Annotated in this window: 15 protein-coding genes; 8 read left to right on the top strand and 7 right to left on the bottom strand. The window is 66.1% G+C overall.

Features of this window, described 5'->3' with window-relative positions:
* The first annotated feature begins 2 nt into the window (after positions 1–2).
* The 4 genes from CCZ28_RS21760 to CCZ28_RS21775 all read left to right on the top strand — a co-directional run bounded on the left by CCZ28_RS21760 (position 3) and on the right by CCZ28_RS21775 (position 4,593).
* Positions 3–1,088 carry a sn-glycerol-3-phosphate import ATP-binding protein UgpC gene (locus CCZ28_RS21760; protein WP_140220833.1) on the top strand — a complete coding sequence of 362 codons (1,086 nt, stop codon included), beginning with the start codon at positions 3–5 and terminating at the stop codon, positions 1,086–1,088.
* A 185-nt stretch (positions 1,089–1,273) separates the two neighbouring features.
* A complete protein-coding gene (gene sbcD, locus CCZ28_RS21765; RefSeq protein WP_140221413.1) occupies positions 1,274–2,479 on the top strand; it encodes an exonuclease subunit SbcD in 1,206 nt (401 codons plus the stop codon).
* Between the two features lie 99 nt (positions 2,480–2,578).
* Complete coding sequence (locus tag CCZ28_RS21770) at positions 2,579–3,418, top strand: SRPBCC family protein (RefSeq protein WP_140220834.1); 840 nt, start codon at positions 2,579–2,581, stop codon at positions 3,416–3,418.
* Complete coding sequence (locus CCZ28_RS21775) at positions 3,418–4,593, top strand: zinc-dependent alcohol dehydrogenase (protein WP_140221414.1); 1,176 nt, start codon at positions 3,418–3,420, stop codon at positions 4,591–4,593. The genes CCZ28_RS21770 and CCZ28_RS21775 overlap by 1 nt, the downstream gene beginning before the upstream one ends.
* Positions 4,594–4,635: 42 nt before the next feature.
* Here the strand turns inward: CCZ28_RS21775 and CCZ28_RS24510 are convergent, their stop codons facing one another.
* Positions 4,636–4,773, bottom strand: coding sequence for a hypothetical protein (locus CCZ28_RS24510; RefSeq protein ID WP_167509183.1), 138 nt, complete (start codon positions 4,771–4,773; stop codon positions 4,636–4,638).
* 172 nt (positions 4,774–4,945) lie between these two features.
* On the opposite strand from CCZ28_RS24510, the gene CCZ28_RS21780 reads away from it, so the two are divergent.
* The 3 genes from CCZ28_RS21780 to treA all read left to right on the top strand — a co-directional run bounded on the left by CCZ28_RS21780 (position 4,946) and on the right by treA (position 12,151).
* A complete protein-coding gene (locus tag CCZ28_RS21780; RefSeq protein ID WP_140220835.1) occupies positions 4,946–8,371 on the top strand; it encodes an AAA family ATPase in 3,426 nt (1,141 codons plus the stop codon).
* A 123-nt stretch (positions 8,372–8,494) separates the two neighbouring features.
* Entirely contained in the window at positions 8,495–10,408 is a 1,914-nt protein-coding gene (locus CCZ28_RS21785; RefSeq protein WP_140220836.1) for a PAS domain-containing sensor histidine kinase, read from the top strand.
* 99 nt (positions 10,409–10,507) lie between these two features.
* A complete protein-coding gene (treA, locus tag CCZ28_RS21790) occupies positions 10,508–12,151 on the top strand; it encodes an alpha,alpha-trehalase TreA (RefSeq protein ID WP_140220837.1) in 1,644 nt (547 codons plus the stop codon).
* A 492-nt stretch (positions 12,152–12,643) separates the two neighbouring features.
* On the opposite strand, the gene CCZ28_RS24515 is transcribed toward treA, so the two are convergent.
* Together CCZ28_RS24515 and CCZ28_RS21795 are read right to left on the bottom strand one after the other, a co-directional pair.
* Complete coding sequence (locus CCZ28_RS24515) at positions 12,644–12,796, bottom strand: hypothetical protein (RefSeq protein ID WP_167371461.1); 153 nt, start codon at positions 12,794–12,796, stop codon at positions 12,644–12,646.
* 67 nt (positions 12,797–12,863) lie between these two features.
* Positions 12,864–14,675 carry an ABC transporter ATP-binding protein gene (locus tag CCZ28_RS21795; protein ID WP_140220838.1) on the bottom strand — a complete coding sequence of 604 codons (1,812 nt, stop codon included), beginning with the start codon at positions 14,673–14,675 and terminating at the stop codon, positions 12,864–12,866.
* Positions 14,676–15,236: 561 nt separating this feature from the next.
* Here CCZ28_RS21795 and CCZ28_RS21800 point away from each other — a divergent pair.
* Positions 15,237–15,629 (top strand): hypothetical protein, encoded by a 393-nt coding sequence (locus tag CCZ28_RS21800; protein ID WP_140220839.1) that lies wholly within the window; start codon positions 15,237–15,239, stop codon positions 15,627–15,629.
* A gap of 3 nt (positions 15,630–15,632) precedes the next feature.
* Here CCZ28_RS21800 and CCZ28_RS21805 read toward each other — a convergent pair whose 3' ends face one another.
* From CCZ28_RS21805 to CCZ28_RS24870, 4 genes are all read right to left on the bottom strand, one after another.
* Positions 15,633–17,015: a GGDEF domain-containing protein gene (locus CCZ28_RS21805; protein WP_140220840.1), complete on the bottom strand. Its 1,383-nt coding sequence runs from the start codon at positions 17,013–17,015 to the stop codon at positions 15,633–15,635.
* Positions 17,016–17,128: 113 nt separating this feature from the next.
* Positions 17,129–19,768 carry an MGH1-like glycoside hydrolase domain-containing protein gene (locus tag CCZ28_RS21810; protein ID WP_140220841.1) on the bottom strand — a complete coding sequence of 880 codons (2,640 nt, stop codon included), beginning with the start codon at positions 19,766–19,768 and terminating at the stop codon, positions 17,129–17,131.
* Positions 19,769–20,021: 253 nt separating this feature from the next.
* On the bottom strand, positions 20,022–21,659 hold the full coding sequence (mqo, locus tag CCZ28_RS21815; protein ID WP_140220842.1) for a malate dehydrogenase (quinone): 1,638 nt from the start codon (positions 21,657–21,659) through the stop codon (positions 20,022–20,024).
* Between the two features lie 483 nt (positions 21,660–22,142).
* Positions 22,143–24,146 carry a family 2A encapsulin nanocompartment cargo protein cysteine desulfurase gene (locus CCZ28_RS24870; protein ID WP_140220843.1) on the bottom strand — a complete coding sequence of 668 codons (2,004 nt, stop codon included), beginning with the start codon at positions 24,144–24,146 and terminating at the stop codon, positions 22,143–22,145.
* Positions 24,147–24,162 lie beyond the last annotated feature (16 nt).

A 24,162-nucleotide genomic window follows, 5' to 3' on the forward strand; every position in this document is an offset into this window, starting at 1 on the left:
CCATGGCAGAACTCGAACTGAAGGCCGTCTCCAAGAGCTGGAACGGTGGCAAGACCCAGGTGATCCAGCCTCTCGACCTGCAGGTCGAGGATGGTGAATTCATCGTGTTGGTAGGGCCTTCCGGCTGCGGCAAGTCCACCCTGCTGCGGCTGGTGGCGGGATTGGAGCCGGTGAGCGCCGGCAGCATCCATATCGGCGGCCGCGACGTGACCGCGCTGGAGCCCAAGGCGCGTGGCATCGCCATGGTGTTCCAGAACTATGCGCTCTATCCGCACATGAGCGTAGCCGAGAACCTGGCCTGGGGGCTGAAGATCGCCGGCCTCGGCCGGGCCGAGATCGCCACTCGGGTCAAGGAGGCGGCGCGCATCCTGGAACTCGACGGCCTGTTGGAGCGCCGGCCACGGGAACTGTCTGGCGGCCAGCGCCAGCGGGTGGCCATGGGCCGCGCCATGGTGCGCGACCCGGCGGTGTTCCTGTTCGACGAGCCGCTGTCCAACCTGGATGCCAAGCTGCGCGTGCAGATGCGCCTGGAGTTGCAGCAATTGCACCAGCGGCTCAAGACCACCAGCCTCTATGTCACCCACGACCAAGTGGAGGCCATGACCCTGGCCCAGCGCGTGGTGGTCATGCAGGGTGGGGTGGTCGAACAGCTCGGCACCCCGGTTCAAGTCTACGAGCGCCCGGCGAGCCGCTTCGTCGCCAGCTTCATCGGCAGCCCGGCGATGAACCTGCTGGACGGCCAGGTGAATGCCGCCAGCAGCCACTGCGAATTGGCGGGCGGCCTGGCGCTGCCCCTGGGCGCGGGCTATCGCCACCTGGCCGGGCGTCCGGTCAGCCTGGGCATCCGCCCGGAGCATCTGCAACCGGTTGGCAGTCTGGAGCAGGGCCTGCCCCTGGTGGTCCAGACCCTGGAAATCCTAGGCGCCGACAACCTGGCTCATGGCCGGTGGGGCGAGCAAGCGCTGGTAGTGCGGCTGCCCCACCAACAGCGCCCGGGGCCAGGTAGCCTGCTACACCTCTGGGCGCCGGAAGAGCACCTGCACCTGTTCGATGCCGGGTCCGGACAGCGCCTCGACGCCTGTTACTGAGCACGCCGGTCCGGTCGGTGGGCGGCATGGTTTCCCTCCTGCGCCCGGGGAGGGGATACTGCGCCTCTTTGCCGCTTCGACCCCCAAGGCCCATGGAAAACCTCTCGCTCTTCGATCTGCCTCCCGCCGCCCCGACTGAAAAGCCCACCTCCAAGCGTGCCCGCAAGCCGGTCGCCCGCGCCGGCCTGCGGCTGCTGCACACCTCCGACTGGCATCTGGGGCAGCACTTCCTCGGCCGCACCCGCGAGGCCGAGCATCGTGCCTTTCTGGCCTGGCTGGTAGCCCAGGTGGAGGAACAGCAGGTGGATGTGGTGCTGGTGGCGGGGGACATCTTCGATACCGCGACCCCGCCGAGCTATGCCCGCGAGCTGTACAACGGCTTCATCGTCGCCCTGCGCGGTACCGGTGCCAGCCTGGTGGTGCTGGGGGGCAACCATGATTCCGCGGCGGTCCTGGCGGAATCCCGCGAGTTGCTGGCCTGCCTGGATACCCGGGTGATCCCCTGTGTCAGCGCGACGCCGGCGGATCAGCTGCTGGAACTGCGCCGGCGTGACGGCGAGATCGGCGCGCTGCTCTGCGGCATTCCTTTCGTCCGCCCGCGGGACGTGGTGCAGAGCCAGGCGGGGCAGAGCGCCGATGAGAAGCGCCAGGCGCTGCAACAGGCCATCCAGGGCCATTACGCCGAACTGCACGGCCTGGCCGAGGCGCGGCGTGCCGAGCTGGGCGGCGGCCTGCCGATCATCGCCACCGGGCACCTGACCACCGTGGGCGCCAGCGCCAGCGAGTCGGTGCGCGAGATCTATGTCGGCAGCCTCGATGCCTTTCCCACCAGCGCCTTCCCGCCGGCGGACTACATCGCCCTCGGCCATATTCACCGACCCCAGCGGGTTGGCGGCCTGGAGCACGTGCGCTACAGCGGCTCGCCGCTATGCCTGAGTTTCGACGAGGAGCGCGCCAAGGAGATCCTGCTGGTGGAGTTCGATAAGGGCCTGGAGCGGGTGACGCCTCTGGCGGTGCCCTGTTTCCAGCCGCTGGTGGTGGTACAGGGGACGCTGGACGAACTCGGGGCGGCGCTCACCCAGGCGGCCGCCGATGGCACCGTCGAGTGCCCGGTGTGGGCCGAGGTGGTGGTGGCCGGCGATGACTACCTGGCCGATCTGCAACCGCGCATCAGTGCGCTGGTCGCCGAACTGCCGCTGGAAGTACTGCGGGTACGCCGGGCGCGCAGCGCGGCGGCGCCTACCCTGCAAGGCACCCAGCGCGAGACGCTGGAAGAACTCAGCCCCCTGGACGTCTTCCAGCAGCGCCTGGCCGAAGAGCAGCTGGACGACGAGCTGCGCACCCGGCTGGAAGGGCTTTACCGCGAGGTTCTCGGCGAGATGCCCGCCTGATCGCAGCGAAACGCTTCCATCGGACCGATTTTCTCGACAGGAACAACGCCCGTTTGCCCGGGGTCACCCTCCTAAGCACCCGCCACAGGAGGAGATCCCATGCACGACCTACCCCAACCCCTCGCCGCGACGCGCCAGGCGCATTCGACACGACAGGTACCCAATGTCCAGGGCAGCGAGCGCGTCATCTCGCTGCTGGGCGGCGGCCTGCTCATCCTGGGTGGCTTGCGCCGCGGCGGCCTGACCGGCTGCGTGGAGATGGCCCTGGGCGCCATGGCGCTCAGCCGCGGAGTCCGCCAGCGCTGCGAACTCAAGGCCGCGCTGCAACCCTCGCCCTTCGAGCAAGCCCTGGCCGAGCGCTGGGGCTGGCGCAATCCCACCGCCATCCAGCGCAGCGTCACCATCGCCCGGCCGCGTGAAGAGGTGTTCGCCTACTGTACCGACCTGCAGCACCTGCGCGAGCTGCTGCCCTTCGTCGACCGCATCGAGGCGGGCGCCGATGGCGACAGCCACTGGCATGCCACCGGCCCCCTGGGCCGCACCCTCAGCTGGACCCTGGAGCAGAGCGAGCGGCGCGACAACGAATTCCTGCTCTGGAGCACCGTGCCCGGCACGGTGATGGCGCACAAGGCCAGCCTGACCTTCACCGACGCGCCCCAGGGCCGCGGCACCCTGGTACAGGCCGTCCTGGCCTGCGAAGCCCCTGCCGGCCTGCTCGGCCATGCCGTCACCGAAGGCATCAGCCGCTTCACCGGCAAGGCGGTCAACCTCGGCCTGCGCCGGCTCAAGCAGCAACTGGAGACCGGTGAGATCGCCACCCCCGAGATCACCCGCAGCGGTCGCCCGCTGGCGCCATCCCATCCGCCGGTCACCCGGCCGGCCGACGAACCCCGTGCCGATCTCGATGCCGGCCTGGGCACTCCCGAGAGGACCGAATGATGCGAGCTCTGACCTGGCAAGCCCCCAACCGTCTGCAGGTGGAAACCGTTCCAGACCCGGAAATCCTCAATCCGCGCGATGCCATCGTGCGCGTCATCATGTCCTCGGTATGTGGCTCGGACCTGCACCTGCTGGGCGGCTACGTCCCGGCGATGAAGCCCGGCGACATCATCGGCCACGAATTCCTCGCCGAGGTCGTCGAGCTGGGCAGCGGCCTGCGCAATGGCGATCTGGCCATCGGCGACCGGGTGATCACCATCTCCATCATCGGTTGCGGTGATTGCGAGCACTGCCAGCGCGAGGACTACAACTGCTGCGACAACAGCAATCCCAAGCCCGAATTGACCGACCTGGCCTATGGGCAGCCCTGCACCGGCATCTTCGGCTACAGCCACGCCTTCGGCGGCTACGCCGGCAGCCACGCCACCTATGTGCGGGTGCCCTACGCCGACGTCAATCTGTTCAAGGTGCCCGATGGGGTCAGCGACGCCCAGGCGGTGTTCGTCTCCGATGCGGTGCCCACCGGCTACTACGCGGCTGACCTGGCCGACATCCAGCCCGGTGACACCGTGGCGGTCTGGGGTTGCGGCGGGGTAGGGCAGATGGCCATTCGCAGCGCCTACCTGCTGGGCGCCGAACGGGTCATCGCCATCGACCGCTTCAGCGATCGCCTGCAGCTGGCGGCGCAGAAGGCCGGCGCCATCACCCTCGACTACGAGACCACCAACATCCACGAAGCCCTGCTGGAGCTGACCGGTGGCCGCGGCCCGGATCGCTGTCTGGATTGCGTCGGCATGGAGGCCCACGGCACCCAGCTGGACTACACCTACGACAAGACCAAGCAACTGCTGCGGTTGCATACCGAACGCGGCTCGGCCCTGCGCCAGGCCATCCGCGCCTGCCGCAAGGGCGGCACGGTCTCGGTGATCGGCGTCTACGGCGGGGTGATCGACAAATTCCCCATGGGCGCCATCGTCAACAAGGCGCTGACGGTGAAGTCGGGCCAGCAACCGGGGCAGCGCTATGTGGAGCGACTGTTCGAGCACATCAAGAAAGGCGAGCTGGACCCTTCCTACCTGCTCACCCACCCGATGAGCCTGGAGGAATCGCCCTATGGCTACGAGCTGTTCAAGACCAAGGACAAGAACTGCATGAGGGCGGTGTTCATGCCTTGAGGGGCAGCCCGGTGGTCCTGAGGTCACCGGGCTTTTTACTGTTCACACCCACCCGGTCGTCAACGGCTGCACCAGCGCAGCGACCTTGTGGCCGCCGCTGCAACTGACCAACGCCAGGGTGCCCAGGCCGATCAGGATGGGCATGCCGAGAAAATCGAAGGGGGAAAGAGGCGAGCGCACGACGAATCCTCCCGGGATACGTAGTTGCAGAGCGATACCTTGCAGTTGAGAGTGGGGGAGAGGGCAAGTTCAGCGGTGGACACGACCATAGGTCGAATGGTCGGTTGGCATGGGCGAGCGCGTCCAACAATGCCAGAATCGGCGGTTCGCCGAGTCGTCCTGGAAAAGCCCGATGAAGATCCTCACCCTGCGCCTGAAGAACCTCAATTCCCTCAAGGGTGAGTGGAAGATCGACTTCACCGCCGAGCCCTTCGCCAGCAGCGGCCTGTTCGCCATCACCGGACCCACCGGGGCGGGCAAGACCACCCTGCTGGACGCCATCTGCCTGGCGCTCTATCACCGCACGCCACGCATGAGCAAGGTGGGCGGGGAGAGCAACGAACTCATGACCCGGCACACCGGCGACTGCCTCGCCGAGGTGGAATTCGCCGTGCGTGGCGAGCGCTACCGGGCGTTCTGGAGTCAGCGCCGGGCGCGGGACCAGGCCAACGGCGCCCTGCAACCGCCCAAGGTCGAATTGGCCAAGCTGGACGGCACCATCCTCGCCGAAAAGACCGGCGACAAGCTGCGCCTCACCGAAGAACTCACCGGCCTCGATTTCGAGCGCTTCACCCGTTCCATGCTGCTGGCCCAGGGCGGCTTTGCGGCTTTCCTGGAAGCCAGTGCCAGCCAGCGTGCCGAACTGCTGGAAGAGCTGACCGGTACGGCGGTGTACGGGCAGATCTCCCAGCGGGTGTTCGAGCGCGCGCGGGAGGCCAAGGTCGTGCTGGAGGGCCTGCGGCACCGCGTCGCCGGCGTCGAGGTGCTGGACGACGAACGTCGTCAGGCGCTGACCAATGAAGGCGCCAGCCTGGCGGCGCGCGAGGCGCTATTGGGCGAAGAACTCAAGACCTGGCAGGCACAGCGGCAATGGCTGACCGAATTGGAACGGGCGGCGACCGGCGAGCAGCAGGCGCAAGCCCGCCTGGCCGCGGCGCAACAGGCCTGGGACGTCGCCGAACCGCAACGCCAACGGCTGGCCCTGGCCGAACCCGCTGCGCGCCTGCTGCCCCTCGAACAGGCCTGGCGCGAGGCTCAGGAGCGCGAACAGCGCAGCCGTGCAGAACTGACCCAGCTCGACCAGCGTATCCAGGCCCTGGCCGGCCAGCGTGACGCCGCTCTGGCTCAGGCTTTGGGCGCCAGTCTCGAACAGCTGCACCAGGCCGAGACGGAGCAGGCCGATACCCTGGCGGAGCAACAGCGCCTGGACGCCAGCCTGGCCGAGCGCCCGACCCATGCCGAGCTGGGCGAGCGCCTGGGCGAATGGCGCAGCCAATTGGCCCTACGCGATGAGCGTGGCGAAGCCCTGGCCCGACTCACGCGGCGCCAGCAAGAGCAGACCCGCCAGTTGCACCTGCTCGCCGAGGAGCGCGATGCCCTGGCGGTCGCGGTGGCCCGGGCACGCGACCAGGCGAGCGCCGCCCAGGCAGCGGAGCAGGCGCACCTTGAGCGTTGGCAGACCGCCCTGGATGGCCGCGACGAAAAGGCCTGGCGCACCCTCTGGCAGGCGGCGCTGGGGCGCGTCAACGAAGTGGACCAACTGGATCAGTTGGTCGAACGCCAGCGGCAGCTGCACACCCAGCTGGAGCGCCTGGCGCGTACCCAGGGCGAGCGCCAGCGCCAGCACGACGAGCACCAGGTGCGGCTGGACGCCCTACGTGGTCGCTATCGCGAGGTGGCCCAGCAGGTGCGCGAGCGCGACAAGTTGCTCGAACAGGAAAGGGTCATCCGCAGCCTCGAAGCCCAGCGCGCCGACTTGCAGCCCCATGAACCCTGTCCGCTCTGCGGTTCGCGCGAGCACCCGGCGGTGGCCGACTACGCCGCGCTGGACGTCTCGGCGACCCAGACGGCGCTGCAGGAAGCCAAGGCCGAACTGGAACGCCTGACCCAGGAAGGCAAGGAGCTCAGCGAAGCCCTGGCCGCCCTCAAGGCGCAGCTGGAGCAGCTCGCCGAACAGCAGACCGAGGCCAACCTGCAACGGGAGCAACTGGGCGAGCTCTGGCGCCAGCGCTGCACGGCCCTGGGCGCCGATCCCGCGGCACCCGGCGCGGTGGCCGAGCTGCGGCGCCGCCAGGATGCCGAGCTGGCCCGTATCCAGCAGGTGCTCGCCACCCTGGATGGCCTGCGCCAGCAGGGCGAGGAGAGCCGCACCGAGGCGCAGCGTGCTGCCCGTCAGCAGGCCGATGCCGAACAGCGCCTGGCGCTGGCCGAGGCGGCCTGGGAGCGGGCTCGCCAGAGTCTGGCCGAGGGCGCTGACGAGCAGCGGGCGGCCGAGGCGCAACAGGCCCAGGCGGAGCGCCAGCTGGCCGCGGAACTCGAGCGCTGGGGCTTTGAGGTGCCCAGCCGCGCGGCCGAGTGGCTGGCCGAGCGCGACCAGGAGTGGCGCGCCTGGCAGGCCGACAGCCAGCGTGCCTTGGCCTTGCGGCAGAGCCTGAAAGACCTTGAGCAACGCCTGGCCACCCTGGCGCCCTTGGTGGAGCAATGGCGCAGCCGGGCGGCGGCAACCGCACCGGCCGAGGTGGCGCCGGAGGCCGCGGCTGCCATCCTGGCCGAGGCCACCCAGGCCTGGGACGACTGCCGTGAGCAGGGCGCCGCCCTGCAGGGTACCCGGCAGTCGCTGCATGAGCGACTCGACAGCGAGGCGCTGGCGGCGACCGAGGCTGGCGAACGCTGGTCGGCGGCCTTGGCCACCAGTGCCTTCGCCGATGCCGACGCCTGGCGCGCCGCGCAGTTGGACGAAACCGAGCGCAGCGCCCTGAGCGCCGAGCTGGCCAATCTCGATACCGCGCTGACCGAAGCCCGTGCCCTCGCCAGTGCGGCGTGTGAGCGTCACGCCACCTTGCGCGCCGAACCCCGTACCGAGCGTAGCGCCGCGGAGCTGGATGCGGACCTCGCGGCTGGGGCCGCCGAGTTGCGCACCCTCGGTCAGCGCCAGGGCGAAGTCGGGGCCGCCCTGCGCGAAGACGAGCGTCGTCGCGCGGGCTTGCAGGCGCTGCTGGTCGAAATCGCCGCCCAGGAGCGCGACCACGACCTCTGGCAGCACCTCAATGGCCTGATCGGCTCGGCCGATGGCGCCAAGTTCCGCAAGTTCGCCCAGGGGCTGACCCTGGATCACCTGGTGCATCTGGCCAACGGCCAACTGCAGCGGCTGCATGGACGCTACCAACTGATTCGACGCCAGGCAGCGGAGCTGGAATTGCAGATCCTCGACACCTGGCAGGCCGATGCCCTGCGTGACATCCGTACCCTGTCGGGCGGCGAGAGCTTCCTGGTCAGCCTGGCGCTGGCCCTGGCGCTGTCGGACCTAGTCAGCCAGCGCACCGGCATCGATTCGCTGTTTCTCGACGAAGGTTTCGGCACCCTGGACGGCGAGACCCTGGAGGTCGCCCTCGATGCCCTGGACCAGCTCAACGCGGGTGGCAAGACCATCGGCATCATCAGTCACGTGGAAGCGCTCAAGGAGCGAATTCCCGTGCAACTCAAGGTGCGCAAGGGGGTTGGCCTGGGGCACAGCAGTCTGGAGCAGCGCTACATCGTGGAGCGCAACGCTATCGATTGAGCATTTTTCCGGTGTCGTGGTCGAAGGCCAGCACGAAGCGCAACGCTGAAACTGTTAACGTAGACAGCTTTGGCGCGTTCGTTGCTTTTTGGCGCTGTCCCCTTTTTCTATCGGCGATCTCCCATGTCTCAGTTCCTTGCCATCGGACTGTTTGAATACGACCCCTGCAATGCCCTGTGGCGCGCAGACGCCGCCTGTGCGGCCATGCTGGATCGCGATGTCGATGAGCTCGCCCGTGGGATCCCCGAGGCTGAGCTGCTCGCTGAGCTGCACAGCGCCACTGCCGCGCCCCTGGGCTTATTGCCGAAAGCAGGTATGGCCTGGGAGGCATGGCGCCAAGGCGCGGATGGCCAGCGGCGCCACCTGCAATTCCAGCGTCGCGAGGACGGCGGAGTGCTGCTCGACGTCACCGCGCAGCGCCAGCACCAGGCCGAACTCTGGCAGGGCGAGGCCTTCAAGCGCAGCGTGATGGTCTGCAGCGTCGATTGCATCAAACTGATCGACTTGGAAGGTCGCCTGGAATACATGAATCCAGGTGGTCTGATGGTCATGGAAATCGACGATTTCATTCCGTTCCAGGGCCGCTATTGGGCCGATCTCTGGCCCGAAGAACAGCGTCAGGAGGTACAGGCTGCCATCGAGGCGGCGCGCCAGGGGGGCATCGGTCGTTTCACTGGCCTGGCCCCGACCGCCAAGGGCACGCTCCGTTGGTGGGACGTGGTGGTCACGCCGATCCTCGGTGATGACGGCCGCCCCCAGCAGTTCCTGTCCATTTCCCGCGACGTCAGCGAGACGGTGAGGACACGCGAGGCGCTGGATGAACTCAATCGCAACCTCGAAGAACGCATCGAGGCCCGCAGCCAGGAACTGGTAGCGCTGGAGGACGAGCTGCGCCAGGCGCAGAAGATGGAGGCCATCGGCCAACTCACCGGTGGCATCGCCCACGACTTCAACAATCTCCTGACCGGCATCGTCGGCTCCCTCGACCTGATGCGTCGCCGGGTGCAGCAAGGCCGCATCCAGGAGCTGGAACGCTACCTGGACACCGCCACCCGTTCGGCCGAGAACGCTGCGGCCCTTACCCAGCGGCTGTTGGCCTTCGCTCGGCGCCAGGTGCTGGAGCCCCGTCCGGTGGATGCCGGCCAACTGGTGCAGGGCATGCACGAATTGCTGCGCCATAGCCTGGGCAAGAAGATTCGCAAGGATGTCCACCTGGCCGAGGATCTCTGGCTGTTGCACTGCGATCCGCACCAGCTGGAAAACGCCATCCTCAACCTCGCCATCAACGCGCGCGATGCCATGCCCGAGGGCGGTGGCCTGAGCATTCGGGTGGAGAACGTCAGCGGACCCTTGAGCGTTGGCTTGCCCGCGGAGACGCTGGAGGGAGATTTCGTCCGTATCCAGGTCTGCGACACCGGCACCGGGATGGATGCCGATACCTTGAAGCGTGCCTGCGAGCCTTTCTTCACCACCAAGCCCTGCGGCCGCGGGACCGGGCTGGGGCTGTCGATGATCTATGGCTTCGTGCGGCAATCGGGCGGCCAGGTGGAAATCCACTCGGTACTGGGCGAGGGCACCTGTATCAGCCTCTATCTACCGCGGCTGCTCGCCCAGCCCGCCGAGGAAACCACTGTCGACGACGCCGAAGGTCCAGTGCTGCCGGAGGTCTCCGGCGATTGCGCACTGATCGTCGAGGAAGAGCGCGAGGTCCGGGTGATCATCAGCGATGCCTTGGCCGAGCTGGGCTACACCCCGCTGGCAGTTAGCGACAGCGCCACGGCCGTCGCCCTCATCGGTTCGGGCAGTCTGCGTATCGACCTCTTGGTGACCAGCCTTGGCCTGGCCGGGCTGGACGGTCGGCAACTGGCCGAGCAGGCCCGGGCAACCACCCCCGGTTTGCCGGTGCTCTATCTGTCCGGCCAAGCCGATCCGGCGTCCCTGCCGGAACTGGCGGAGGACGGCGTCGAACTCATCGGCAAACCCTTTGGCCTGGAAGAACTGGCGCGCTGCGTGGGGCGTCTGCGTCCAGGCGTCTGACTCCGGCGCGGCGAACTGTCGCGGCGGTCGGGGGTCGATCCTTTCGTGTCGTGACGTCCGTTGCGGCTGCTGTCGTATCGACAAGAAAAGGAGCGCTTCATGAAATGCCTGCCACCTGCGCCGCCCGCGCGGATGCTTGCCCTATCCCTGTCCATCGCCTTTCTCGCTGCCTGCGCCCATCACGGCGACAAGTCGGAAACCGCCACCTGGAGTTGGCGCGACGCCACCAGTGCGCGCGCCGTAACACCGGATCAGGCCTATCCCGAGCTGTTCGTCGCGGTACAGCAGGGCAAGCTGTTCAGCGACCAGAAGCATTTCGTCGATGCGCTGCCCAAGCGCGATCCGGCCGCCATTCGCCGCGACTACCTGGCGCAACGCAACCAGCCCGGCTTCGACCTCAAGGCCTTCGTTGCGGCCAACTTCGAGGAGTCCGGGCAGGTCGCGTCGCCACCGCCACGGGCCAATGTCGACCTGGCCACCCATATCAAGGAGCTCTGGCCGGTGCTCACCCGCAGTGCCGAGGAAGTCCCCGCCTACAGCAGCCTGCTGCCGCTGCCCAAACCCTACGTGGTGCCCGGTGGCCGCTTCCGCGAGGTCTACTACTGGGATTCCTACTTCACCATGCTCGGCCTGGCCAAGGACGGTGAACGCGGCCGGGTGCGCGACATGGTGGATAACTTCGCCTACGAGATCGATACCTACGGGCACATCCCCAATGGCAATCGCAGCTACTACCTGAGTCGCTCGCAGCCGCCGTTCTTCGCCTACATGGTCGATCTGCAGGCCAGCCTGGAGGGTGATTCCGCCTATCGCCGCTACCTGCCGGAACTCCAGAAGGAGTACGCCTACTGGATGGCGGGTGCGCAGGATCTGCAAGCGGGCCAGGCCAAGGCGCACGTGATCAAGCTGGCCGATGGCACCCTGCTCAATCGCTACTGGGATGCCAACGACACTCCACGCCAGGAATCCTACATGGAAGACCTGGCCACTGCGGCCCAGGCCAAGGGCCGTCCTGCCGGCGAGGTCTATCGCGACCTGCGCGCCGGCGCCGAGAGCGGCTGGGACTTCTCCTCGCGCTGGCTCGCCGATGGCAAGACCCTGGCGACCATCCGCACCACCGCCCTCGCCCCGGTGGACCTGAACAGCCTGCTCTATCACCTGGAGCGGACCATCGCCAAGGCCTGCGAGAAGACCGGCGACGCCACTTGCGTCCAGGCCTACAGCCAGAAGGCCAAGACTCGCCAGCAGGCCATCGACCGCTACCTATGGAATCCGGCCGGTTACTACACCGACTTCGACTGGCAGGCCAAGCGCCGTACCGACACCGTCACCGCCGCTACCCTGTTCCCCCTGTTCGTCGGTCTCGCCAGCCAGAGCAGTGCCGACCAGACGGCAGCGACCGTGGCCAATCAGCTGCTACGTCCCGGCGGCCTCGCCACCACCACGGTCAAGACCGGCCAGCAATGGGACGAACCCAACGGCTGGGCGCCGCTTCAATGGGTCGCCGTGGACGGACTGCGCCGCTATCAGCAGAACAAGCTGGCGGCGGACATCGGCACGCGCTTCCTCACCCAGGTGCAGAACCTCTACAACCGTGAGCAGAAGCTGGTGGAGAAATACGATCTCACCGGCGGCCAGGGCGGCGGTGGTGGTGAGTACCAGCTGCAGGACGGCTTCGGCTGGACCAACGGCGTGACCCTCAAGCTGCTGGAACTCTACAAACCACAGTCCAACGCGCAATAGGCCCAGAGCCCAAGCCCGCCATAGCGGGCCTGGGCTTGATGGGTTGAGTTGGATACCGGGTGTTTCGTTACCCTGTAGGTTGGGCTGAGACGGCTCCATCGTCGAAGCCCAACAAGCTAAGGTTGACCCAGACACCGTTGGGCTTCGCTGCGCTCAACCCAACCTACTACTGACGAGGCCTGGGTCTTCGCGGCCGCCCCGTACGTCCGCGGACACCCACTAACGCAGAATCAGCTCCCTCTCCTTCTGGGAGAGGGTTGGGGTGAGGGTAACAACCCTATGAGGTGAGCCGAGGTGGCCTCAACGTCGAAGTCCAAGGTTGTGGGCGTGACAATGGCACCGTTGGGCTTCGCTTCGCTCAACCCAACCTACTACCAACCTCTACGATTCAAAGCGGATCCACCGGCGGTGCATCGTCCTCGTCGGCGGGTAGCTCGGCGGGATGCAGGCCTTCCGGATCTTCGTCCTCGGGCAGTGGCAGGATGGCGTTCATCAGCTGTACTCCGGATTGCGGGGGTTCTTCTGCGGTAACCGTTCCTCGACCGGCTTTTCTTCCGGATCTTCGCCGATCGGCTCGTCGGGGTCGGGCGCGATGTCCGGATCGATGTCCAGGTCGTCGGGGTTTTCCTTGATCTGATCGTTCATGCGGCCTCCGCGAGTGGGGTGGTAAAGGTTTGGGCAGAGCCCTTGCCGCGAAGTTCGCCACCGGCGATCAGCGATAACCCCGCGCCTGCAGATCGAACAGCTGCGCATAGCGGCCACCGTTGGCCAGCAACTGGGCATGGTCGCCCCGCTCGCGAATTTCACCTCGTTCCAGCACAAGGATCTGATCGGCGTTGCGCACGCTGGAGAAACGGTGCGAGATGAGCAGCGTCATGCGCTGCTGTGCCTGGGCGCGGAAGCGTTCGAAGATCACCGCTTCGGCAGCGGCGTCCAGGGCGGCGGTGGGTTCATCCAGCACCAGGATGTCGGCGTCTTCGCGCATATAGGCCCGCGACAGGGCGATCTTCTGCCATTGGCCGCCGGACAGCTCCTGGCCCCCCATGAACCAGCGCCCGAGTTGCGTCTCGTACCCTTGGCGCAACCCGGCGATGACCTCGTCGGCCAGGCCCTGCTCGGCGGCCTTGCGCCAGCGTGTCTCGTCGTTGAAGGCCTGGGTATCGCCGACGCCGAGATTCTCGCCGGCGCTGAGCTGGTAGCGGATGAAGTCCTGGAAGATGACGCCGATGCGCCGGTGCAGTGCCGCCGGCTGCCAATCCTGCAGATCGCTGCCATCGAGCAGGATGCGCCCCCGGGTGGGCGCGTGCAGCCGGGTCAGCAGCTTGATCAGGGTGGTCTTGCCCGAACCGTTGGCGCCCACCAGCGCCAGGCTCTGACCCAGTGCCAGGTGGAAGCTGATGTCCTGCAGGGTCGGCGCCGTCGCGCCTGGATAGGTGAAGCCCACGCCTTCGAATCTCAGACCATCGCCCGGCTGGTTGCCGGCGGTCAGGCTGCCGCCCTCGGCGCTGGTCGGCTGGCCAAGATAGTCGTAGAGATTGCTCAGGTAGAGGCTGTCTTCGTAGAGCCCGCCCACGGCGGTTAGACTGGCGCTGACCGAGGCCTGGCCCTGGCGGAACAGGGTCAGGTAAAGGGTCATCTGGCCCAGGCTCAGGCGGCCGCGCACCGTGTCGAGCACCACCCAGGCGTAGGCGGCGTAGAAGGCGAGGGTGCCCAACAGGCCGAAGACGAAGCCCCAGCCGTCGCGTCTCAGGGTCAGGCGGCGATCCTCGGCATAGAGCTTGGCGAAGGTGGTGCGATAGCGCTCCAGCAGCAGCGGCGCGAGGCCGAACAGCTTGACCTCCTTGATGTAAGCCTCGTGGGACAGCAGTGTCTCCAGATAGGTCTGGCGGCGCGTCTCGGGCGCGCGGCGGCTGAACAGGCGGAAGGCATCGCCCGAGAAGCGTGCCTCGGCCAGGAACACCGGCAGGGCGCCCACCACCAGCAACACCAATGCCCAGGGCGAGAAGTGCACCAGCAGCACGGCGAAGCTGACCAGCGAAATGAGGTTCTGCAGCAGGGTCAGGGACTTGGTCACCAGCGCCAGCGGCCGCACCGAGGCCTCGCGCCGCGCCCGTACCAGCTTGTCGTAGAAGTCGGCATCCTCGAATTGCGCCAGTGACAGGGTCTGGGCCTTTTCCAGAATCAGCAGGTTGACCGTCTGCCCCAGGCGCACCCGCAACAGCGACTGCTGTACCGACAGTAGCCGCTGGGCGGCGGCGAGGGCCGCCAGCACCCCGGCTTCGGCGAGCACGAACTTCAGCACCGGCCACAGCGGTGCCGCACCTTGCTCGGCATGCAGCCGCATGGCCGCCACCACGGCGTCGACGATACGCTGCCCCAACCAGGCGGCCAGCGCCGGCAAAAGACCCGCCACCAGGGTAGCCAGAATCAGCCCGATCATTAGAGCCGGCGAAGTACTCCACACCAGGCCGGCGGCGCGGCGCATCTGCAATTGGACGATAGCGAAGGAGCTGGAGAGGGCCATGGTGGATCTTCGACTGGGGTCAGCATTAGGTGGAACGGCGGACTAGGTGTTCCCGGGGTTATGGCAAAAGGCTTACAAGGGCTGGTGTCACCTGGCCATGTCGGCGCCCCGGCGGGCTGCGTAATCTACACCCATCGGCCGCGCAGGATGTGCAGCTCTGAGGTCAAGGATGATGACCAGGCCAGGATGGCACCTGACAGGACGTTGGGATGGTCGCAACAAAGAACCCGCTTCGGCGGGTTTTTTGTTGGGCGGAATTCAGCCATGACCCGGTGCTACCAGGGGTATGGCAAAAGGCTTACACGCAGTGCTGTCAGTCGGCCATGTTCGTCCAGGGCGGCGCTGCGTAATCTACCCCCATCAGCCGCGCAGGATGCGCAGCTCAGAGGTCAAGGATGATGACCAGGCCAGGATGGCACCTGACAGGACGTTGGGATGGTCAAACAAAGAACCCGCTTCGGCGGGTTTTTTGTTGTCTGCCTTCAGGCATCCTTCATTTGGAGGATGCCTGAAGGCAGACCATGCAGCAGAGTGAGGACTCTTCCTTACCGGATCCTCGCCATGCACCCGCTATCGACCTTATCGCTCGCCTTCGTCCTGATGTTGACGGCTGCCTGCGCCAGTGGCCCGCGACCAGGCCACGAACCACCCCCGCCGAATGCGGTGACGCTGGACGATGCCGGCATCCGTGCCGCCCTTGTCGGAAAGACCCTGCAGACCCGCAGTCAGCGGGGAGAGGCCGTCACCCAGACCTTCAATGCCGATGGCACCAATGTCTTCACCATGGGGGCGGAGCGGCTCGTCGAGCATTGGCGGGTCGCTGATGGGCAGATCTGCATCGACTCGCCGGGGTATCCCCGGGAGTGCGACGTGGTCAAGCAGGCACCTGAGGGGCTGTGGTTTCTGGATGGCAAGACCGGAGCGTTGCAGAACCACTACCAAGTGGTGCCGTGAAGATCAGCCAGCCACCCGATTGCGCCCTGCGGCCTTGGCGGCATAGAGCGCCTGGTCGGCCCTTTCGGTGAGGACATAGGCATTCATGCCGGGCGCATGGGTAGCCACGCCAATGCTCAAGGTGATGGCCCGCCGGGTCCAGGTATGGTTGGCGACGGCGGCGCGGCAGCGCTCTGCCACCCGTTGGGCTGCGCACACGGTGGCGCCTGGCAGCAGGATGGCGAATTCTTCGCCGCCGTAGCGGAAGCTGGCATCGACATCGCGACAGCTCTGCTGCAACAGGCGACTGATGTCCTGCAGGGCGATGTCGCCGGCTTGATGACCATAGGCATCGTTGTAGGCCTTGAAATGGTCGACGTCGATCAACAGCAGCGACAGGGGCGTGCCCTTTTCCTCGGCACGCGCCAGGTGTTCCGCGAGGCGCAGATCGAAGGCGCGGCGATTGTAGAGACCGGTCAGGGCATCCGTGACGCTACGCTGCTCGGCCGCTTGCATCATGTCCAGCAGCTGCCGCTGGGACGCCTCCAGCATGTGCTGCTGCTCGATGTGCTCGGTGATGTCCACCGAGAGACCGGCCAGGGCGATACCGTGGCGGGTGACCAGGGGAAACTTGTAGGACTGCCAGAAGATCCGCCGGCCATCCAGGGCGGTCATGCGCTCGATGAGTCGACTCGGCTTGAGTTCGCGCAGCACCTGTTCATCGATCTGGCGGAAGCGCGGCGCCGATTCTGGCCAGAAGGCGTAGTCATCCTTGCCGATGACTTCGTCGCGGGTCAGGCCCAGTTGATGCAGAAAGGGTTCGTTGACATAGGAGAAGCACCAGTCACGGTCCTTGATGTAGGCGATGAAGGGGCCATTGTTCATGAAGGCGGAAAAGTTGATGTCCAGCTCTTCCAGCTTGTGCAAGGTCTCGCGTTGCTGCAGCAACCGGGTGATCTGCCGCGCCAGACGCTGCAGGCTGTCGATCTGACCGGCCTCGAAGTGGCGCACCTGATCGTCCAGCACGCAGAGCGTGCCGAGGGCGACGCCGTGCGGGTCGAGCAGGGGAACCCCCAGATAGGAGCGCATCCGCTCCAGGCCCGGCGCTATCTTGAGGTGGGCGACCCGAGGATCGTTCTGCAGGTCTTCGACGATGAAGGGTTGCCGCGGCGTGAGGATCGCCAGGTGACACAAGGAAGACTCGACGGGCAGCTCGTCTACCACCATTCCCTGGCAAGCCTTGAACCACAGCCGGTTGCGGTCGGCCAGGGTGATGAAGGCGACCGGCGCGCGGGTGAGCTGGCACGCCAGGGCCACGAGATCCTCGTAGGCCGCTTCGGTCCCACTGTCGAGAATCTGTAGCTCACTCAAGGCGTGGAGACGCTGGGCGTCATCGGGTGAATTCATGCGAGCTCGCGAACGGGGGGCTTGCCCAAGCATAGTACCCGGGCGGCAGGAGGAAAACTCTGGCTGTAAGCAAGCAGCCGAGATGCCGGCAGGTTTCCGGCATCTCGGTACGTTCAGCGTCTGGGCTGCAGCAGCAACGCCACCAGGGCGCTCCAGCCGGTTTGGTGCGATGCCCCGAGACCACGGCCGTTATCGCCATGGAAGTACTCGTGGAACAGCACCAGATCGCGGCTGCGTGGATCGTTCTGCAGCTGCGGATAGTCGACCATGCTCGGCCGCTTGCCGTCGGCATCCTTGAGGAACAGCCGGGTCAGGCGGTGGCTGAGACCATCGGCCACCTCTTCCAGGTTGGCCAGGTAACCGGAGCCGCTGGGGTATTCGACCGAGAATTTGTCGGCGTAATAGCGGTGGAACTCATACAGCGACTCGATGAGCATGTAGTTGATCGGCATCCACAACGGCCCGCGCCAATTGGAGTTGCCGCCGTAGAGATACGAGTCCGATTCCGCCGGCTGGTAGCGGGCGCTGAGCAGGTTGCCATCGGCCTGGCGCATCTCGAAGGGCTTTTCCGCATGGGCCTTGGACAGGGAGCGGATGCCGTAGTCGGAAAGGAATTCCTCGCCGTCGAGCATGCGCTTGAGCAGCAGCTTGGTGCGATGGCCACGCAGCAGGGAAAGCAGGAATCTATTGCCCTGGCCTGGCTCGGTCCAACGCGAGACCAGGCGGGCGAGGTCCGGTCGCTGCCGCAGGAAGCTGCGCAACCGGCCGCCGAGGCCCTGCAGGCCTTCGTGCTCGCGCTGTTCCAGTACCTGGACGGCGAACAGCGGGATGAGCCCGACGATGGACCTCAGGCGTAGCGGCTCGGCACTGCCGTCCGCCTTGCGCAGGACATCGTAGAAAAATTCGTCCTGCTCGTCCCAGAGGCCGTCTTCACGGTTGTCGCTGTGGTTGATGGCGTTGGCGATGTGCAGGAAGTGCTCGAAGAACTTGATTCCCAGGTCGACATAGACCGGGTTTTCCTTGGCCAGCTCCAGGGCGATGCGCATCAGGTCCAGGGCATAGGCGGCCATCCAGGCGGTGCCGTCGGCCTGGTCCAGGTGATAGCCAGGGGGCAGCGGCGCCGAGCGATCGAAGAGGGCGATGTTGTCCAGGCCGAGGAAGCCCCCCTGGAAGATGTTGCGACCTTCCGCGTCCTTGCGGTTGATCCACCAGGAGAAGTTCAGCAGCAGCTTGTGGAAGACGCGCTCGAGGAAGGCCCGGTCGCCGACGCCGGTCAGGGACTTTTCCTGCAGGTAGACGTGCCAGGTGGCCCAGGCGTGTACCGGTGGGTTGGCATCCTCGAAATTCCACTCGTAGGCCGGCAGTTGGCCATTGGGGTGCATGAATCTGTCCTTCACCAGCAACAGCAGTTGCTGCTTGGCGAAGCCGGGATCGATGAGGGCGTAGGCCACCGCCTGGAAGGCCAGGTCCCAGGAGGCGTACCAGGGGTACTCCCACTTGTCGGGCATGGAGACGATGTCGAAATTGACCAGGTGCCGCCAGTGGGCATTGCGGATCTTGGCGCGCTGCAGCGGCGGGGTCGGCTGGGCCGGGTCGCCGTTGAGCCAGCGATTGACCTCGAAATAATAGAGCTGCTTGGACCAGAGCAGGCCGGCCAGGGCCTGGCGTTGCACCAGGCGGGCATCAGGGTCGCTGATCTTTTCCTGCAGGGCGGCATAGAAGGCGTTGGCCTCGGCGATCCGCTCCTCGAATACCGCATCCGCGTCTATCGCCAGGGCATTGGTGGGCGCCAGGCGCAGATAGACCACCGTCTTGGCCCCCCCGTCCAGTTCCACGGCGAAGTGGGCCGCGGCCTTGCTGCCGAAATCGCGGCGGATCGCTTCCCGGGCGCCCTTCACCACGTAGTCGTTGATGCCGTCCTTGAAGGGACCTTCGACAGCCTCGCCGGTGAGGCGGGGCAGGTTGGTTTCGTTGTTACAGAACAGCCACTCGACTTCTTGGGGGCCCCAGGCATTGACGACCAGGTCGGAGCGGTCGAAGTAGCTGGCGCGCAGTTGCTCGCCTTCCAGGCTGAGCATGGCGCGCGGCGGGGTGCCGGTCCAGGCCCAGGTGTTGCGCGACCAGACCTGTGGCAGCACCCGCAGCTTGGCGCGTTCGGCGCCGCGGTTCTCCACCGTCACCCGCATCAGGATGTCGTCGGGGGTGTGCTTGGCGTATTCGATGGTGACGTCGAAATAGCGATCCTGGTCGAAGACGCCGGTGTCGAGGATCTCGAACTCGCGATCCTCGAGACCGCGGCGGGCGTTCTCCTCGGTGAGCTGGGCGTAGGGGAAGGCGGCGTGGGGATACTTGTAGAGCATCTTCTGGTAGGCGTGACTCGGGACACCGTCCAGATAGAAGTACAGCTCCTTGACGTCTTCGCCATGGTTGCCCTCGGCGTTGGTCAAGCCGAACAGGCGCTCCTTGAGGAAGGGATCGCGTTCGTTCCACAGGGCGAGGCCCAGGCACCATTGTTGGGCTTTGTCGGAAAAGCCGGCGAGACCATCCTCGCCCCAGCGATAGGCACGACTGCGCGCATGATCATGGGGAAAGTAGCGCCAGGCATCGCCATCGGCACTGTAGTCTTCACGGACCGTGGCCCACTGGCGCTCGCTCAGATAGGGCCCCCACTGCCGCCAGGCGGCGGCGTCGCTATCAGCCAGGCGCTGGCCTTCTCGGGTATGCAGGATGCCCGGGGCGGGATGTGCGGTCATCGTGTCTCCAGATTCAGGTAACGGTTAGGGCTCGAGGATAGAGCATCAGTGTTGCGTGCCAAGACTTGCCTTGGCCTCTTCTGCAGTTTTAGTGCCTGACTACCCGAGAAAAATTCACGTTCTTAAGGTTTCCTTCAAGGACGACCGCACCCCACGGCCGTGTCGCGGACGAAAAAAAGCCCCACGCCCGCAAGGGGGTGGGGCTTTCTGCGCCAGGCAGCGGCCCGCTGCACGACAGCGGGCCGCAGGGCGATCAGAGCGCCATGTCGTTGGCGGCCTTGTCGGCGCGCGGGGCGGCGACCGTGGGCTTGGCGGGCTGGCTGCCGGTGGCGACCGGCGGGGTGGCCAGTTGCAGCACCTCGGCGGTGTAGTTCCACTCCTGCTGCACGCGGGCGGGGTCGCTGTTCAGCTTGGTGCCGTAGCTGGGCACGATCTGGTGCAGCTTGGCCTGCCACTCCGGCGTGGCTACCTTGTCCTTGAACACCTTCTCCAGCACGCTCAGCATGATCGGCGCGGCGGTAGAGGCACCCGGAGAGGCACCCAGCAGGCCGGCGATGCTGCCGTCCTTGGCGGCGACGATCTCGGTGCCGAGCTTGAGCACGCCACCCTTGTCGGCGTCACGCTTGATGATCTGCACGCGCTGACCGGCTTGCCACAGGCGCCAGTCTTCCTTCTTGGCGTTGGGGAAATACTCGCGCAGGGCGGCCAGGCGGTCGTCATCCGACAGCATCAGCTGACCGGCGAGGTATTCCACCAGCGGGTATTCGGCCACGCCCACGCGCACCATCGGCCAGGCGTTGTGGGTGTTGGTGCTGGTCAGCAGGTCCAGGTAGGAACCCTGCTTGAGGAACTTGGTGGAGAAGGTGGCGAAGGGCCCGAACAGGATCACGCGCTTGCCATCGAGCATGCGGGTATCCAGGTGCGGAACCGACATCGGCGGCGCGCCGACCGACGCCTTGCCATAGGCCTTGGCCAGGTGCTGCTGGGCGATCGCGGGATTGTCGGTGACCAGGAAGGAGCCACCCACCGGGAAGCCGGCGTAGTCGTTGGCTTCGGGAATGCCCGACTTCTGCAGCAGGTGCAGGGCGCCGCCGCCGGCACCGATGAAGACGAACTTGGCGTCGGTCTCGGTCTTCTTGCCGTCCTGGAGGTTCTTGTACTCCACGCGCCAGCTGCCGTCGGCATTGCGGGTGATGTTCTCGACTTCGCTGGACAGGTTCAGCTTGAAGTTCGGCTTGGACTGCAGGTTGGCGACGAACTGGCGGGTGATCTCGCCGAAGTTGACGTCGGTACCCAGCGGGCTCCAGGTGGCGGCGACCTTCTGCTGGGGATCGCGACCTTCCATCATCAGCGGAACCCACTGCTTGATCTGCGCCGGATCTTCGGAGTACTGCATGCCGGAGAACAGCGGGCTGGCCTTCAGCGCTTCGTAGCGCTTCTTGAGGAAGGCGATGTTGTCGTCACCCCAGACGAAGCTCATGTGCGGGGTGCTGTTGATGAAGCTCTTCGGGTCCTTGAGGACGCCGTTCTTGACCTGCCAGGACCAGAATTGACGGGAGATCTGGAAGGCTTCGTTGATCTCGATGGCCTTGGAGATGCTGACCTTGCCGTCCTTGTCTTCGGGGGTGTAGTTCAGCTCGGCCAGGGCGGAGTGGCCGGTACCGGCATTGTTCCAGCCGTTGGAGCTTTCGTCGGCGACCTTGTCCAGGCGCTCGACCATTTCCAGGGTCCAGTTCGGCTCCAGCTCGTTCAGCCAGATGCCCAGGGTGGAACTCATGATGCCGCCGCCGATCAGCAGGACGTCGACCTTCTTGACGTCGTCGGCGTGCGCGGTGCCCAGGGCGGAGGCGATAGCCACGCCGAGCAGCGCGCCAGTCATTTTCTTCAACATGTGGTCTCTCAATCGATAGAAGCTGGGTCTGCTTATCGAGTTTCGGTGCGGTGCGGCACCATGGCACATGGGTGGATGTGCAGTGGGCAAGGCAGAATGCAGCCGGAAACACGCAAGGGCAGGTTCTTGTCCCTCCGCCGCCCTTCTCTCGTGAACCACCGGAAGGGTCGGACCAAAAACGCAAGGCGCGCTCAGGCGGCGGCTGACCGCAGACCAAGGTCTCGGGAGCGGCTGCATGCGCGTGCGTTTTTGTTGCCGGGCATTTTAATGAGAAGGGGTAGGGATTCCTAGCCCGTAATTCATTGGCTTTGGCTATTAGCCTTTAGTCTAATCCTGCGTCGCCCTGCCTGAGCAGCGACTTTGAGCGCGGAAACACGAGGCGACAGCGGATACCAGCCACCAGACGAAACCTGGTGTTCTGCCGCTGGAAGGTCGTGCGGCGGCAAGCCGATCGCCTTGCGGCGATCGACTGCAGGGGGCCTTTTAGCTGCTGCGCCTCTGGCTGGCCAGGGTTTTCACCACCGCCACCAGGCGATCTATTTCGTCGTAGGTGTTATAGAAAGCTAATGAAGGCCGCACCGTGGCCTCCACACCGAAGCGACGCAGAATGGGCTGGGCACAGTGGTGGCCGGTGCGCACGGCAATGCCTTCTTCATTGAGGGCCTGGCCTACTTCCTCGGTAGAGAAACCGGCCAGCACAAAGGACATCACGCTGGTCTTCTCCGCCGCCGTGCCGATCAGGCGGACGCCGGGAATGCTCGCCAGTTGGTGCATGCCGTACTCCAGTAGGTCGTGCTCGTAGCGGGCGATGTTCTCCAGACCCAGGCGGTTGACATAGTCGAGCGCCGCGCCCAGGCCGACCGCATCGGCGATGTTGCCAGTGCCTGCTTCGAACTTGTTGGGTATGGGCTGGAACACCGTCTTCTCGAAGGTGACATCGGCGATCATGTTGCCACCGCCCTGCCAGGGCGGCATGTCTTCCAACACCGCGCGTTTCCCCCAGAGCACGCCGATCCCGGTCGGACCGAAGATCTTGTGGCCGGAGAAGACGAAGAAGTCGGCATCCAGCGCCTGCACGTCGACGCGCAAATGGGACACCGACTGGGCACCATCCACCAGCGCTTTGGCGCCCGCGCGGTGCGCCAGTTCGATGATTTCCTTGACCGGCACTACAGTGCCCAGCGCATTGGAGACCTGGGTGACCGCGACGATTCGCGTGCGGTCGTTCAGCAGTTTGCGATATTCGTCGAGCAGCACCTGGCCGGAGTCGTCTACGGGGATGACGCGCAGCCGAGCGCCCTTGGCCGCGGCTAGTTGCTGCCAGGGCACGATATTGGCGTGGTGCTCCAGGTGGGAGACGACGATCTCGTCGCCTTCGCCAACGTGTTGGGCGCCCCAGCTCTTGGCGACCAGATTGATCGCTTCGGTGGTGCCCCGCACGAAGATGACCTCATGCACCTCGGGCGCGTTGATGAAGGCCCGCACCCTTTCCCGCGCGCCTTCGTAGGCATCCGTGGCCCGTGCGGCCAACTCGTGGGCGGCACGATGGATGTTGGAGTTCTCGTGGGCGTAGAAATGGGCGAGCCGGTCGATGACCGCTTGCGGCTTGTGGGTGGTCGCGGCGTTATCGAACCAGACCAGCGGGCGGCCATTCACCCGCTCCTGCAGGATGGGGAAGTCCCGGCGAATGGCGTGGACATCGAAGGGCGGATGACGATCGGCGACCACCGCCGGGGAAGGGGCGCGTGGGGCAGACTGGCTGGCCGTCGCTGCGCCAGTGGCCTGCGGCCCGTGCTCGGTGAAATAGTAGTGGGTCGCGGGTACCGCCGTGGACTGCCGTTCGCGCTGGCCAGGTAGGTCGAGCTCTATCGCGGAACCTTCCGAGAAGGGCTGCCGTGCCAGTCGATCCAGCAGGCTGTCTGGCGCCGATGTCGGAGCGGACGCGGTCGGTTGCTGCCAATAGAAGCTCGGTACGTCTGGCTGCGGCGCCCCCGTGTGTGGCGTGGTCACTGGCACGGGCGATACGCCCTGCAGCTGACTACCCAGGCGGGGCTCGTAGGCGGGCAGGGTGCTGAAGGGCGTATCCGGTACGCCGTTGCCCGCCTGGGCGTGGGGTAGCAAGGCCGGGGCACGATGCGCCAGGCTGGGCAAGGGGGCCGGTGACGCCGGCAGCAGGTTACTGCCCGGCACAGTGCCCTGGGGAATAGGCGTACCCGGTACCCCGGGCCCCAGGCCTGCCGGGCTCGCCAGGGGAGAACCCGGTGGCGCGACGTTCACTGGCGCCTGGACGCCCGGCGGCGCAACGGGGCTGGTAGTGGGCAGCGTAGCGGGGGGTGTGCCAGGCGCCTGTTGCCGGGCGAAGCCGCTTGGCCCGACCACTTCGGTGGGCAAGGCGGCGAACAGGGCATTGGCCATGCGCGCCAATAGCGCCGGGTCGATCGGCGCTTCAGGCTGCTGTGGCAAGGGGAGCGAAGGGGAGGTCGGCATGCTCGTGGAGCCTCCG

Origin of the sequence: Pseudomonas oryzihabitans, assembly GCF_006384975.1 — a bacterium.
GTDB classification, from domain to species: Bacteria; Pseudomonadota; Gammaproteobacteria; order Pseudomonadales; family Pseudomonadaceae; genus Chryseomonas; species Chryseomonas psychrotolerans_B.